The organism is Salinicola peritrichatus (assembly GCF_003206715.1).
GTDB lineage: Bacteria > Pseudomonadota > Gammaproteobacteria > Pseudomonadales > Halomonadaceae > Salinicola > Salinicola peritrichatus.
Genome location: NZ_PZJU01000008.1, coordinates 190,118 through 204,212, shown reverse-complemented (window position 1 = coordinate 204,212; position 14,095 = coordinate 190,118). Strand labels below are relative to the sequence as shown.

Sequence of the window (14,095 nt, the reverse complement as noted above, 5' to 3'; positions counted from 1 at the left end):
ACGGATTACCTTTGGCTGGAGAGAGAGGCCTTCACCTTGAGCGGCTCGGTCAGGCGCGACACGCGGCGGATGATGTCGGCGACGACGCTTCGGGGGCTGCGGCGGTCGGTACGCACGACGATATCGGCAGTGGCGCGATAGAGCGGGTCGCGGATCGCGAACAGATCGCGCAATACCTGCTCGGGGTTGTCGTTCTGCAGAAGCGGCCGGTTGCGATCACGGGACGTCCGCCGGATCTGCTGTTCGACGGTGGTGGCGAGATAGATGACGGTGCCACGTTCACGCAGCAGCTGGCGGTTGGCTTCGCGCATGACCGCACCGCCACCGGTGGCCATGACGACCTCGGAGCGCTGGCTCAGCTCGTCGAGCATGGCGGTTTCGCGATCACGAAAGCCCTGCTCGCCCTCGACATCGAAAATCCATGGGATATTCGCCCCGCAACGCGCCTCGATCTGATGGTCGCTATCCAGGAATTCACGCTGCAATTCGGCCGCCAGGAGGCGGCCGATGGTGCTTTTGCCGGCCCCCATGGGACCGATGAGAAAAAGATTGGGAAGCGACCGCATCAGCGAATGGCCAGTCCGTCCTCGATGATCTTGGGCGTGATGAATACCAGCAATTCTACCTTTTCGTTGCTTTCCTGGGTATAGCGGAACAGCTTGCCGATCATCGGCAAGTCGCCGAGGAAGGGTGTCTTGAACAAGGTATGCAACTGCTCGGAGGTCAGAATTCCGCCCAGCACCACGGTTTCGCCGTTGTTAACCAGCACCTGGGTCTGAATCTCGTTGGTATCGATCGCCGGCTCATCGCCGTAGCGCGTGTCGGAAACATCATCATTATTGATATCCAGGTCCATGATGATGCGATTGTCCGGCGTGATCTGCGGCGTGACTTCCAATGATAGTACCGCTTCCTTGAAGTCCACGTTGGTCGCGCCGGAAGACGTCGATTCCTGATAAGGAATCTCCTGGCCCTGCTTGATCACCGCCGTGCGCTGATTGGCCGTGATCACCTTGGGCTGGGAGATGGTCTGGCTCTTGCCCTCGCTCTCCAGCGCCCGCAGCTCCAGATCGATCAAGATATCACCGGAGAGATAGCCGAAACTGAAGGCGCTGGCGGGATTGGTCGCATTGCCGAGATCGACCGCCAGCCCGCCGCCATAGGATGCCGGGTCATCGGACGTCGTCGGGACCGTCGACGCGTCGCCATCGGCCGCACCACCCAGGTCGAAGTGACGCCCGCCGTTCGCCGACATCCCCCAATTGACGCCAAGCTCGCGGGTCGCGCTGTCCCGTGCGATGACGATGCGCGACTCGATCTGCACCTGGCGCACGGGCACGTCGAGATGATCGATGGTCCGCCGAATGGCATCGAGCTGCTCCCGCGTGTCCTGCAGAATCAATGTATTGGTGCGCGAATCGACGGTGACGCGACCGCGTTCCGACATCAGCCCGATGCCCTCGCCACCGCGCAGCAGCGCCGCCAGATCCTCGGCCTTGGCATAACGGATCTGCAGGAACTCGGTGGTCAGCGCTGCCAGTTGCTGCGACTGCTCCCGGTTTTCCAGCGTCTGGCGCTGAAGGCTGGCCAGTTCCCCGGCCGGTGCCACCATCATCACGTTGCCGCTGCGGCGCGCGGCGAGGCCGCGGCTCTGCAATACCAGTTCAAGCGCCTGATCCCACGGCACGTCGACCAGATTGAGCGTCACGTTGCCCTGCACGCTGTCACTGGCGACCACGTTGAGCCCCGAGACATCGGCAATGATCGAGAGTACGTCGCGCACTGCGATATCCTGGAAATCGAGCGTGATCCGCTTGCCGGTATAGCGCGGCTCCTGATCCGTCTCCGGGCGCACGATGCTGCCGGCGGAGACGAACTCGACATTGAGCGTACGCCCGTTCTGGGTCACCAACGGCTCGACATCGCTCGAGGCGCTAATGTCGAAGCTCACCCCCGCGGCACTGCGGCGGGGCACGATACGCTGAACCGGGGTTCCAAAGTCGCCGACGTCCAGGGTCTGATACTGCTCGTCCGGTAGCGCCACCCCGGGCAGCGTCACCGTCACCAGGCGCCCCTGACCCGAAACCTCGGTAGCCACGCCGGTCCGATTCAAATCCAGCAGCAGTTGCCCGGTGCCATCCGTGCCCCGCCGGAAGTCGATCGATACCACCCGGGGTTCGCTCGCCACGCTCGGCGTGTCGGCATCATCGCTGGCCGGTTCGACGCTCGGGGCGTCACCCAGATGCACGATAACCTGGTCGCCGCGGCGTTCGAGCCGATAGTCGCTGGAGGCATCGAGTTCGAAAACCAACCGGGTGCGTGCGCCGGCCCCGAGAACGCGAACCGCCTCCACCCCGCCACTGCCGACGACGAAACGCGGTTTTGACAGCCCGCTCTGGGTATCGAGCAGGTCCAGCGCCAGACGCGGCGGCCCATCGGTGCGATAGCCACGAATCTCCGGCACGCCGCCGACGAAGCGCAGCCCCACGTCGAGGCGACCGGCACCGCGCTCCGTGAGCGTCATCGCGGTCAGCGTCGGCGACGCCCAGGCCGACGCCGCGAGACACCACAGCGCCAGCGCCACCAACCAGGCGCCACACAGCCGTCGAAATATCATAAATCGTTCCCCTGCATTCCCGCCCGCGTGATCCGCCGACGTTCACTGTTTTGCCATTTCCAGACGTTGCGGCCGCTGGGTCCAGCCACCCTGCTGATCACGCACGGTTTCCATCAGCGATAGACTGCGACGCCCGACGCCGACGACCCGCCCCCGGTCCCGGCCGAGGTAGTCGCCGATGAACAGCCGGTGGATGCGCCCATCGGGCGCCCGGACCAATCCCGACGGCGTCTGCCCAACGCTCAGGGTGCCGACCAGTTCGAGGTCATCCAGTTCGTATGCCTCCAGCGGCTGACGCGGACGATCGGCATCGGGCAAGGGCGCCTGCTCGACCGCCGCCACCTCCGCTTCGCCGACATCGGCCACGAAGGGGCTGCGCCGCGCCGCGCCGTGGTACGCGGCAACCGTGTAGTACGGCATTTCGGGCAGCTCCGCGATCTCGCCCCGTGGCTTGTTGCGCAACGTTTCCAGCCGCGCCTGGAGCGCGTCGAGATCGGCATCCTGGCAGCCCGCCAGGACCAGGAGGGCCAAAACGGCACCAACGCAGCGGAGGGATGCACGCCTCATGACTTGCCTTCCTGGCCTTGGGGATCGGCGTCCTCCCGATAGCGGTAAGTCTTGGCCACCATCGTCAGACGCAGCGCCTCGCCTGCCGGCGTCAGCGTGAAATCGTGCAGCGTGACGATACGCGGCATGGCCGCGACCTGGGCGAGAAACGCGGCGATCTGGTGGTAGTCACCGCGTACCTGGATGTCGAACGGCTGCTCGAAGTAGAACGCCTTTTCGACCGCCGGCCTGAGCTTGATGCTGTCGATGTCGAGTTGCTGCTCCCGCGCGGCATCGCTGATCGCATCGAGCAGCGTCGGCACCTCAGCATCGCTCGGCAGCATCTCGAGCACGCGCTGCATGCGCGCCTCGAGCTCTCCCATCTGGTGCCGCATGGCGGGCAGATTCACGGCCTGATACGACAGCGTCTCGAATTGCGCCAGCGCCTGGGTCTCCTGGGCGACCAGCCGCTCATGGGTCTCCCGTGGCGACGATGCCAGCAACCATTGGGTCATCCAGACCGCGCCAGCCAATACCGCCAGGGCGATCGCCAGTTGCAGGCTAACGGGCCAGATACCCGCTTCCTTGATGTCGAGCTCGCGCCATGGTAGTTCGCGCAATTGCCGCCACTGCGCCTTCAGCACCGCCCCGGCCTTGCCCGGACGCACGCCTCCGGTCGCCATTCGCGTCATGACCCCGCCTCCGGATCGGCATCGCCGACCATCAGCTCATCGACGCTCATGTGGAAGCGCTTGGGCGCGCCAGGCTCATCGCCGGACTGCACGTCCGAGAGCAGCGGAATGCCGAACACGGAGCTATTGGCCAGGGCACGCATCTGGTCCGAGACCTGACGATTCGAGGTCGCCACGCCGCTGAGCTCGAGCCGCGTGCCCTTGCGATCCAGCTCGGTATAGTGGACGCCGTCCACCAGGGTGGCGGTCAGCTGATCGAAGACCTGCACGGTCAAGGGGCGACTTGCCTGGAGCTCACCGATCAGCTCGATCTGGTCGAGCATGCGCTCGCGCAGGCGGCGAAAATCGCGTACCGCCTGGATATCGCGGTTGAGGCTTTCGGTGTGGCGCTCGATCATCGCCAGGCGCGCCTGCTGCGCGCGCACCAGCGCCTGCTCGTGCTGGGCGATACCCCAGCCGGCCAATAGCCCGAGCAGCAGCATCAGCAGCAACCCCTGCTTGAAACGTCGGGTACGCTGCATCCGGCGCTGCTCGCGCCATGGCAGCAGGTTGATTTCGATGTTCATGCCCGCCCCCGCATGGCCAGGCCGCAGGCGGTCAGCATGGCGGGCGCGTCCGCCGCCAGCGCGCCGCGATCGATGCGCGAATGGATACGCATGTTGGCAAAGGGATTGGCCAGCGTCGCTTCCAGCCCGCTCTGCACCCGCAGGCGCTCGGCGAACCCCGGCAGCGCACTCGAACCGCCGGCCAGCACCAGCTGGCGAATCTCCTGCTGGCCGGCCGCGGTGTAATAGAGCTGCAGCGAACGACCGATATGCTGGATCAGGGTGTCGATGAACGGCAGCAGCACTTGCTGGCGGTAGTCGTCGGGCAAGCCGCCGCGCTTCTTGGCCCGTCCGGCTTCGTCGAAACTCATGCCGTAGCGCTTGCTGATGGCGTCGGTCAGTTGCCGTCCACCGCACAGGTTGTCGCGGCTATAGATGATCCGTCCGCTCTTGAGTACATGAAAGGCGCACAGATTGGCACCGATGTCGACCAGGGCCGTGGCATCATCGTCCCGGCTACCGAACTGGGTTTCCAGCTCCCCCCATACACGCTCGAGGGCGAATCCCTCGACATCGACCGCCACTGCCTCGAGTCCGGCCTCACCCAGCGTTGCCGTGAGCAGTTCGATATCCTGTAGCCGACAGGCGACCAGCAGCACCTCCTGCTGGTCGTCGTAACGCGCATGGCGTTTCAGGCGCAGGAAGTCGAAAGCCACCTCGTTGAGCGGGAACGGTACGTACTTCTCGGATTCCATCTGAATCCGGGCCTCGATGTCGTCGTCGCTGAGCGAGGCCGGTAACGTCAGCGTGCGGGTAATGGCAGCCGAATTGGGCACCGCGACCACCGCCCGACGCGATTTGAGGCGGCCGTGCTCGACGGCGCGACGCAAGGTATCGACCACTTCGCCCCTGTCGCGAATGCGGCGCTCGACCACCGCGCCTTCACGTAGCGGCCGGACCGCGTAACTGTCGATACGCAGTCCGTCGGCCTGGCGTTCGAGCTCGAGCAGCTTGACGGTGGCGGAGGTGATATCCACGCCCACCAATCCTCTTGGGGACCTTTTCAAGCGCAACACTGTCTCACCTCGCCGAACCCGAAAATCCTAACGTCGTTTAACGGCCGCCGCGAGGCAGTCTTGAGACATTTCGTTACATTTATTTCGCCATACTTGCAGGAAGCGGCCGGGGCGAAACTGGCCCCGGCTCTATCGCGTCCATATAATGCGGCAAGCTAGGGATAGCGCGCATGCACGCGGGTCAGGGCCTGTTGTCGTTTCATGCACGGCCGCGCCGGAGCCAGTTTTTGTGCGGGGCAAGGCATGAGGAGAGTAGTTTGGTCATTTCAAATGAACGACGAATAACGCAGCACCGTGCGAAAACCGGCCCGGCCCTTCGGGTTGCGCGTCAAATGGCGTCATGCGGCGTTGCGGGATTTGACAAGGGAATCACCATTCTCTGCATCCCGCGCCTGGCCTGACGCCATTTGACGCAGCAACGCGGTTCGCGCTGAAACGGCAACAGGCCCTCAACCGCCACCAGTCAAGGAACCACGCCTTTACCATGAAGCTTTTCACCCGCCTACTGACGACCGTCTTCTGGCTGCTGCTGTCGCTCGGCGCCGGCGCGCTGCTGGCGGTCGTCGGAGCAGCGCTCTACTTCGCCCCGGGCCTGCCGGACGTTCATCAACTGCAGAATTATGAGTTGCAGACGCCGCTGCGTATCTACACCGAGGACGGCAAGCTGATCGGCGAATATGGCGAAGAACGGCGTATGCCTGTCAGTTATGACGAAATCCCCAAGCCGCTGGTCGATGCACTGCTGGCCGCCGAGGACGCGAGCTTTTTCACCCATCCCGGCGTCGACCCCAAGGGCCTGGCGCGCGCGGCCGTGGAGCTGGCCTCGAGCGGCAACATCCAGTCCGGTGGCAGCACCATCACCATGCAGGTAGCGCGCAATTATCTGCTGACACTGGACCAGACCTTCACTCGCAAGATTCGCGAAATCCTGCTCGCGCTGCAGATGGAACAGATCCTCAGCAAGCAGGAGATCCTCGAGCTTTACGTCAACAAGATCTATCTGGGTCATCGCTCCTATGGCGTGGCCGCCGCGGCCAATACCTACTACGGCAAGCCACTCAGCGAGCTGACCCTGCCGCAGTTCGCGATGATCGCCGGGTTGCCCAAGGCGCCGTCGAGCTTCAACCCGCTGACGAATCCGGAACGCGCACTGATCCGCCGCAACTGGATTCTCTACCGCATGCGCGAACTCGGTTCGATCGACCAGGCCACTTACGACGAAGCGGTCAAGGCACCGATCACGGCCAGCCGTCACGTCGCCCAGACCGAGGTCGACGCTCCCTACGTGGCAGAGATGGCGCGCAGCTATGCGGTCGAGCGTTTCGGCGACAAGGCCTACACCGACAATATCCGGGTCACCACGACACTGGACAGCCGCCTGCAGACCGAGGCTCGCGACGCCCTCGTTCAGGGCTTGATCGACTACGATACGCGTCACGGCTGGCGCGGCCCCGAACAGAAGGATATTCCACCGAGCCTGGTCGAAGCCCAGGACCGTACCGAGCGCCAGGGGCTCGAAGAGGAGCTGTCGGAATCGCCGGAAGTCATCCAGACCGCGCGCCAGGCGGCACAGAGCAGCCAGGCGACGATCGAGGGTATCGAGGGCGATGTCAGCAACTGGCTCAAGGTGCTCGAACGCACGCCGGATTACGGCCCGCTCGAGCCGGCCATCGTGATCTCCACCGACGGCAAGCAGATGCGCGTGCTGAACGCCGACGGCGCGATCGTCACACTGGACTGGGATGGACTCAAATGGGCGCGGGTCTATCACAGCGCCAAGTGGCGCGGCGACGTGCCGGCCAATGCCGAGGCGATCGCCAGCCGCGGCGATCTGGTACGCATTCTGAAGGAAGGTGACCACTGGCGGCTGTCCCAGCGGCCGGGAGCCGAGGGCGCGATCGTCGTGCTCGATCCGCAGACCGGTGCGATCAAGGCGCTCCAGGGTGGTTTCAGTTTCGCCGCCAGCAAGTTCAATCGCGCGATTCAGGCCCAGCGCCAGGTCGGCTCCAACTTCAAGCCTTTCGTCTATCTGGCGGCGCTGCAGGAAGGCGGCATGACGGCGGCGACGATCATCAACGATGCGCCGGTGGTGATGGAGCAGTTCAGCGGCGAGGATTGGCGACCGGAGAATGCCGAGCAGCGCTTCCTCGGCCCGACCCGGCTACGTGTCGGGCTCTACACCTCGCGCAACCTGGTGACCATCCGCGTCCTGCAATCGCTGGGACTCGACAATGCGTTGAATTTCCTCGAGCGTTTCGGCTTCTCGCGCGACCGCCTGCCTCACGGTCTATCCCTGGCTTTGGGCAGCGCCTCGCTGACGCCGCTGGAGATCGCCAACGCCTACGCCGTGCTCGCCAATGGCGGTTTCCAGGTCTCGCCCTGGTATATCGACAAGATCACCCAGGGCAGCCGGAACACCGTCGTCGAAGAAGCCAATCCGCTGGTCGCCTGTCGCGACTGCGCGCCGGACGCCATCCAGACCGAAGTCGACGGCGAGCCTCGCCGCGTCGCGCCGCGGGTCGTCGATCCCGATGCGCTCTATATTTTGCGCAGCATCCTGCGCGACGTCATCGAGCGTGGTACCGGCCGTGCCGCCCTGTCGCTCAACCGCAGCGACATCGTCGGCAAGACCGGCACCACCAACGACCAGCGCGACGCCTGGTTCTCCGGGTTCAATAACTCCCTGGTGACCACCGTCTGGGTCGGCAAGGACGACAATTCCACCACCGCCGAATACGGCGCCCAGGCGGCTCTGCCGATCTGGAAGGCATTCATGGGCCCGGCGCTAAAAGGGACCCCGGAAGAGGTACCGCCGGCACCGGACGATATCGTTACCGTGCGCATCGATCCCGATACCGGCAAGCGGCTACACGATGACCAGCCGGGCGGCATCAGCGAGATCTTCCGCAAGGATAATCTCCCCGAGTATCAACCGAGAGGCATCCGGCCGGAGCTCGAAGACCGCAGCGGATCCCAGGGGACAGGCACCTTCGAGGCCATCTTCTGATACATTGGTCGGGGCTTTCGAGCCCCGACTTTCAATCCTCGCGCTTCACCGCAACAGTATGTCGCAGCGACGCTGAGAGAGATGTCATGCCCCTGCCAAGTCGCCGATGGTTGTTACTGACCAGTTGTCTACTGACCACACCATCGCTTGCCGACCTCTTCTATGCCCCGCCGGCGCCGGAGGAGAACGCGCCCAACTTCAGTGGCAGCGCGGAACTCGGCTATACGCGACTGACCGGCAACAGCAATACCCAGACGCTGCTCGCCAAGGGCCGGCTGACCTGGCTGACCGGTCGCAACACGCATACCTTCCGTGCCGAGACCAGCAGCGTGCAGGACAACGACAGCACCACCACGGAGCAGTACCTGGTCGCCGCACGCGAGCGCTACGAGCTGGAAGACAACAATTACCTGTTCGGTTTCGCCCGCTGGGAAAGGGATCGCTTCAGCGGTTACGACTCCCAGTTCACCACCATCGCCGGCTATGGGCGCCAATTGCTGAACGGCCCGACACACACGCTATCGGCGGAAGTGGGCCCAGGCTATCGGCATGACTCCTATGCCGACGGCGGCAGCGACGATCTCGCACTCGCCTACTCGGCACTGGACTATACCTACAACTTCAGCGAAGACATCTCCTTCGACCAGGAACTGTCGGCGGAAGCGACGCACATCAACATCACTACCCGCTCGCTGTCGACGATCACCTCGCAATTGAACTCGCACCTGGCCTTGCGCGTCTCCTACGACGTCAAGAGCAATACCCATCCGCCACCGGATGCCGAGGCGCGCACCGACACGACCACCTCGGTGTCGATTCTCTACAGCTGGTAACGGGCGCCGGCTTCGGGGCGCTGGAGAAAGCGGCTACGAGCTACGAGCTACGAGCTACGAGCTACGAGCTACGAGCTACGAGCTACGAGCTACGAGCTACGAGCTACAGGATGATGGCTAGCTCCCTCTTTACAACAGGCCCAAAACGACGATGCCGCCCATGGGGGCATCGTCGTCTGGAGAGGGCAGGCTCGCGATCAGCCGTAGATCGCCTTGACGCTCTGCAGCGGGTAGTGCGCGGGATAGGGCTTGCGCGCCACGCCGGATTCCACCGCGGCCTGTGCGACTGCCGCCGGAATTTTCTCGAGCAGACGTGAATCCACCGGCGTCGGGATGATATAGCCACGCCCGAACTCCAGCGAATCGATCTCGTAGGCATCGAGCACTTCCCGGGTCACCGGTTCGCGCGCCAGATCCTTGAGCGCGTGAACCGCCGCGATCTTCATCCGCTCGTTGATCGCCGTGGCGCGAACGTCCAGCGCACCGCGGAAGATGAACGGAAAGCCGAGCACGTTGTTGACCTGGTTGGGATAGTCGGAACGGCCGGTGCCCATGATCACGTCGCTACGGGTCTCACGCGCCAGATCGGGATGGATCTCCGGGTCCGGGTTGGAGCAGGCGAAGACCACCGGGTCGGCCGCCATCTTCTTGAGCTGCTCCGGCTTGAACAGATTCGGGCCGGAGAGCCCGACGAACACATCGGCGCCGTCAATGGCATCATCCAGCGTGCGGCAGTCGGTCTCGGTGGCGAACTGCGCCTTGTATTGGTTGAGATCGCTGCGGCCGCTGTGAATCACGCCCTTGCGGTCGAGCATGAAGATGTTTTCCGCCTTGGCACCACACTCGATCAGCAGCTTCATGCAGGCAATGGCCGCCGAGCCCGCGCCCAGACAGACGATGCGCGCGGATGCCAGCGTCTTGCCGGCGATATCCAGCGCGTTGAGCAGGCCGGCGGCGGTCACGATTGCCGTGCCGTGCTGATCGTCGTGGAACACCGGAATGCTGCAACGCTCCTTGAGCGCGGCCTCGATCTCGAAGCACTCCGGTGCCTTGATGTCCTCGAGATTGATCCCGCCCCAGGTATTGGCGATGTTGGCCACGGTGTCGATGAAGGCCTGAGGAGAGTCCGCCTCGACTTCAATATCAACGGAATTGATACCGGCGAAGCGCTTGAACAATACGCCCTTGCCCTCCATCACCGGCTTGCTCGCCAGCGGACCCAGGTTACCCAGGCCGAGAATGGCGCTGCCGTCGGAAACCACGGCAACCAGATTGCCCTTGCCGGTATAGAGATAGGCATTTTCGGGGTCGGCAGCGATTTCTCGACATGGCTCGGCAACGCCGGGGCTATAGGCCAGAGACAGATGCTTGGCGGTCTCCGTCTGCTTGGTCAGCTCGATCGACAATTTGCCGGGAAAAGGCTTGGCATGATAATCGAGCGCCGCCTGTCTTTTATCGTCATTCATGGGATCTTTTTCCACATTCACGGGGAGAGCGAGGCCAGATTATAGAAAAAGACCAACCCGCACAACTTTTGCCAACTTGCTGGCTTTGTTGAATTTTAAGCGCCTGTTTGAAACTTTTCCCAGCCATTTGGCTACACTTATACTTGACCTTCCAGCCATAAAACATCCCTTATCGAGACCGAAAGGCGGGACGCTTTATTTCGCTTTATTACCGGCAATTTCGACTTTTACGCCGCGCCAGCGGTAGGCCCGAAGGGAATCCGCCAGGAATCGCGGACACAAAAAAGCCCGCCTCATTGAAGCGGGCCTTTCGACATCCGATCGGGTTCTGACGCGGGGCGTATCAGCCGCGACGTACCGCTGCACCGAAACGCTTGTTGAAGCGTTCGACACGGCCACCGGTGGTCGCTTGCTTCTGCTTGCCGGTGTAGAACGGATGGCACTGCGAGCAGACGTCGATATGGAAATCTTCGCTGGCCGTGGTGCCGATGGAGTGGGTCGCGCCACAGGAACAAGTCGCCGTGACCGTCTTGTATTCGGGATGAATAGCCTGTTTCATCGTGAAGCCTCGCTTTGCGGTGTACCGCCACCTGATCGTTTGCCAGGCACCGTACACGGATAGGGAATCGCGGTTCACTCCCGCGCGACCGGCACGCCTAGAATCCCGAAGCCGTAGTCCGTTGCCGATAACTCGCGCAGACGATCCCGTGACCACGGATAAGAGACGCACCCTACGTCGGAAGGCGCGGTATTTTAGCAGCATTCTTCATGGAGGCCAATTGGCAGATTCCAAGGTCGAATCCCGGAACGTGGCAACGACCCCGTCCGCCCCACGTGTTCTGCGTGTCGCCGTTCCGACTCCCCTGAGACGCCTGTTCGACTATCGACCCAAAGGGCCGCCACCGTCCGGCGGCTGGCAACCCGGGCTGCGGGTCAAGGTTCCCTTCGGTCAGCGCCAACTGGTCGGCATCGTGATGGCGTGCGACGACCATAGCGAGCTGCCCGCCAATCAGCTCAAGCCGATCGGCAGCCGACTCGATGACGAACCGCTCCCGGCCGACTGGCTTTGGTTATGTCGCTTCACCGCCCGCTATTATCTGCATTCGCTGGGCGATACGCTGCACCACGCCTTGCCCGCTCCCCTGCGCCAGGGCCGGCCGCTGGAGGCGAGGACTCGCGAACGCTGGCGCTTGGCCACTTCGCTCGAGCAGGCCCTCGCCGGCCTCGAGCGTGCGCCTCGTCAGCGCTCGCTGGTCGAATTGTTGGCCCAGCATAGCCACGGCCTGGTAACCAGCGCGATCACCGTTCAGGGCTTTACCCGCGCTCAACTCCAGGGGTTGCTCGGCAAAGGGCTGATCGCCTGCCAGCAAGAACCGCTGACCGCCGGCGACAACTGGCGGGGGCCGTTGCTGGCCGAGCCGGCGCTGCCGCTCAACCGTGAGCAGGCTGCGGCGCTGGCCGCTATCCACGAGAGCCTGGACCGCTATCACCCGTGCCTGCTCCACGGCGTCACCGGCAGCGGCAAGACCGAGGTCTACCTGCAACTGATCGAAGGCGTCCTCGCCCAGGGGCGCCAGGCGCTGGTACTGGTGCCCGAGATCGGGCTCACCCCGCAGACGCTAGCGCGCTTCCGCAAGCGTTTCCGCGCCCCGGTGGTCGCGCTGCACTCCGGGCTGACCGATCTCGAGCGTCTGGACGCCTGGGAGGCCGCACGCAGCGGGCGCGCGCCGATCGTCATCGGCACCCGCTCGGCGATCTTCACGCCCCTGGCCCGCCCCGGCGTGATCATCGTCGACGAAGAGCACGACGGCTCGTTCAAGCAGCAGGATGGACTGCGCTATCACGCCCGCGATCTGGCCATCGCCCGCGCGCATCGCGAAGCCATACCGATCCTGCTCGGCAGCGCCACGCCGTCGCTGGAGAGCCTGGCCCAGGCGCGCAGCGGCCGTTACCGCCATCTGCGCCTGACCCAACGCGCCAGCCGCCATGCGCCGGCGAAGCTGGAACTCGTCGATCTGCGCGGCCGCCCGCGCCAGGGCGGGCTGATCGCGCCGGTGATCGATGCCATCCGCCAGGCGCTGAAGGCGGAAGGCCAAGTCCTGGTGTTCATCAATCGGCGCGGGTTCGCGCCGTCATTGGCCTGCCACCAGTGCGGCTGGATCGCCGAGTGCCGCCACTGCGACTCGCGCATGACGCTGCACCGCCAGCCGCCGCGACTGGTGTGTCACCACTGCGAGCATCAGACTCCCCAGCCGGATGCCTGTCCGGCCTGCGGCAGTGCCGATCTGCGCCCGCTCGGAGCGGGCACCGAACGCAGCGAGGAGACGCTCGCCACGCTGTTTCCCGACACACCGGTCTATCGCATCGATCGCGACAGTACCCGCCGCAAGGAAGCCTTCGATCAACTGCTGACGGAGGTTCGCCGCGGCGAGCCCGGCCTGCTGGTCGGCACCCAGATGCTGGCGAAAGGTCACCATCTGCCCCACGTGACGCTGGTCGTGGTGGTCAATGCCGATGCCGGACTCTACGCCAGCGACTTTCGCGCCCTGGAACAGAGCGCCCAGCTGCTGGTCCAGGTGGCCGGGCGTGCCGGCCGCGCCGAGCGCTCCGGCCGCGTGCTGGTGCAGACCCTGCATCCCGACGACCCCAACCTGCGCCTGCTGGCGGACAGCGGCTACGACGCGCTGGCCTATCAGCTGCTCGAGGAGCGCCGCCTGGCCGGCCTGCCGCCCTACCGCCACCTGGCGCTGGCGCGCTTCGAGGCGGTCCGCGAGGCGGATGCGCAGGAACTTTCGCAAGCCGCCGGCGAGGCGTTGCGCCAATGGCTCGATAAACGCCAACTGGCGGTCCACTGCCTGGGACCGGTGCCGGCGCCGATGGAACGCCGCCAGAACCGCTACCATCTGCAACTAATGCTATCGTCGGACAAACGCAGCGCACTGCACGAAACGGGTGCCTGGCTGATCGGCTGGCTGGAGAACTCGGCCTCGCGGCGGGTACGCTGGTCGCTGGACATCGACCCGATGACGTTGAGCTGAAGGAATAAGAGGGAAGAGGGAAGAGGGAAGAGGGAAGAGGGAAGAGGGAAGAGGGAAGAGGGAAGAAATTGTCTTATATCTTCCAGGTGCGAAGCGCTGTTCTTCTCTCTTCTAGCCGCGAAGCGGCGCTTACGCCTTATAGCGGCGTAGCCGCGCTTTACTTCGTACTTCCCTCTTCTAGCCGCGAAGCGGCGCTGATGCCTTTAAAGCCATCCCGCAATCATCGATAATGGCCGCCCTTTTCCGCGTCGTGGCAGTGGTTCCACGGCGTCCAG

11 protein-coding genes are annotated in these 14,095 nt (G+C 64.1%); 3 read left to right on the top strand and 8 right to left on the bottom strand.

Annotated features, from left to right (window positions below):
• Positions 1-5: 5 nt before the first annotated feature.
• From aroK to pilM, 6 genes are read right to left on the bottom strand one after another with little or no spacing between them, the layout of a single operon-like run.
• Positions 6-566: a shikimate kinase AroK gene (aroK, locus tag DOM57_RS04645; RefSeq protein WP_110648056.1), complete on the bottom strand. Its 561-nt coding sequence runs from the start codon at positions 564-566 to the stop codon at positions 6-8.
• Positions 566-2,617, bottom strand: a complete 2,052-nt coding sequence (locus DOM57_RS04640; protein ID WP_110648055.1) for a type IV pilus secretin PilQ — start codon at positions 2,615-2,617, stop codon at positions 566-568. The genes aroK and DOM57_RS04640 overlap by 1 nt, the downstream gene beginning before the upstream one ends.
• A 42-nt stretch (positions 2,618-2,659) precedes the next feature.
• Positions 2,660-3,148, bottom strand: a complete 489-nt coding sequence (locus DOM57_RS04635) for a pilus assembly protein PilP (RefSeq protein ID WP_162619444.1) — start codon at positions 3,146-3,148, stop codon at positions 2,660-2,662.
• 32 nt (positions 3,149-3,180) lie between these two features.
• Positions 3,181-3,855 carry a type IV pilus inner membrane component PilO gene (locus DOM57_RS04630; protein WP_239496114.1) on the bottom strand — a complete coding sequence of 225 codons (675 nt, stop codon included), beginning with the start codon at positions 3,853-3,855 and terminating at the stop codon, positions 3,181-3,183.
• Positions 3,852-4,421: a PilN domain-containing protein gene (locus DOM57_RS04625; protein WP_110648053.1), complete on the bottom strand. Its 570-nt coding sequence runs from the start codon at positions 4,419-4,421 to the stop codon at positions 3,852-3,854. The genes DOM57_RS04630 and DOM57_RS04625 overlap by 4 nt, the downstream gene beginning before the upstream one ends.
• A complete protein-coding gene (gene pilM / locus DOM57_RS04620) occupies positions 4,418-5,473 on the bottom strand; it encodes a type IV pilus assembly protein PilM (RefSeq protein WP_110648052.1) in 1,056 nt (351 codons plus the stop codon). The genes DOM57_RS04625 and pilM overlap by 4 nt, the downstream gene beginning before the upstream one ends.
• A gap of 487 nt (positions 5,474-5,960) precedes the next feature.
• Between pilM and DOM57_RS04615 the strand changes: the two genes are divergently transcribed.
• Together DOM57_RS04615 and DOM57_RS04610 are read left to right on the top strand one after the other, a co-directional pair.
• Positions 5,961-8,483, top strand: a complete 2,523-nt coding sequence (locus DOM57_RS04615; protein ID WP_110648051.1) for a penicillin-binding protein 1A — start codon at positions 5,961-5,963, stop codon at positions 8,481-8,483.
• Positions 8,484-8,569: 86 nt separating this feature from the next.
• Positions 8,570-9,316 carry a DUF481 domain-containing protein gene (locus DOM57_RS04610; protein WP_110648050.1) on the top strand — a complete coding sequence of 249 codons (747 nt, stop codon included), beginning with the start codon at positions 8,570-8,572 and terminating at the stop codon, positions 9,314-9,316.
• Between the two features lie 197 nt (positions 9,317-9,513).
• Here DOM57_RS04610 and DOM57_RS04605 read toward each other — a convergent pair whose 3' ends face one another.
• Together DOM57_RS04605 and rpmE are read right to left on the bottom strand one after the other, a co-directional pair.
• Positions 9,514-10,782 (bottom strand): malic enzyme-like NAD(P)-binding protein, encoded by a 1,269-nt coding sequence (locus DOM57_RS04605; RefSeq protein WP_110648049.1) that lies wholly within the window; start codon positions 10,780-10,782, stop codon positions 9,514-9,516.
• 343 nt (positions 10,783-11,125) lie between these two features.
• Complete coding sequence (rpmE, locus tag DOM57_RS04600) at positions 11,126-11,341, bottom strand: 50S ribosomal protein L31 (RefSeq protein WP_110648048.1); 216 nt, start codon at positions 11,339-11,341, stop codon at positions 11,126-11,128.
• Positions 11,342-11,561: 220 nt separating this feature from the next.
• Here rpmE and DOM57_RS04595 point away from each other — a divergent pair, with 220 nt between their 5' ends.
• Positions 11,562-13,820 (top strand): primosomal protein N', encoded by a 2,259-nt coding sequence (locus tag DOM57_RS04595; RefSeq protein ID WP_239496112.1) that lies wholly within the window; start codon positions 11,562-11,564, stop codon positions 13,818-13,820.
• Positions 13,821-14,095 lie beyond the last annotated feature (275 nt).

What these genes read in the sequence shown, in the direction of transcription:
- aroK (WP_110648056.1), bottom strand. Translation starts at nt 566, where the DNA reads ATGCGGTCGCTTCCCAATCTTTTTCTCATCGGTCCCATGGGGGCCGGC.
- DOM57_RS04640 (WP_110648055.1), bottom strand. Translation starts at nt 2,617, where the DNA reads ATGATATTTCGACGGCTGTGTGGCGCCTGGTTGGTGGCGCTGGCGCTG.
- DOM57_RS04630 (WP_239496114.1), bottom strand. Translation starts at nt 3,855, where the DNA reads ATGACGCGAATGGCGACCGGAGGCGTGCGTCCGGGCAAGGCCGGGGCG.
- DOM57_RS04625 (WP_110648053.1), bottom strand. Translation starts at nt 4,421, where the DNA reads ATGAACATCGAAATCAACCTGCTGCCATGGCGCGAGCAGCGCCGGATG.
- DOM57_RS04615 (WP_110648051.1), top strand. Translation starts at nt 5,961, where the DNA reads ATGAAGCTTTTCACCCGCCTACTGACGACCGTCTTCTGGCTGCTGCTG.
- DOM57_RS04610 (WP_110648050.1), top strand. Translation starts at nt 8,570, where the DNA reads ATGCCCCTGCCAAGTCGCCGATGGTTGTTACTGACCAGTTGTCTACTG.
- DOM57_RS04605 (WP_110648049.1), bottom strand. Translation starts at nt 10,782, where the DNA reads ATGAATGACGATAAAAGACAGGCGGCGCTCGATTATCATGCCAAGCCT.
- rpmE (WP_110648048.1), bottom strand. Translation starts at nt 11,341, where the DNA reads ATGAAACAGGCTATTCATCCCGAATACAAGACGGTCACGGCGACTTGT.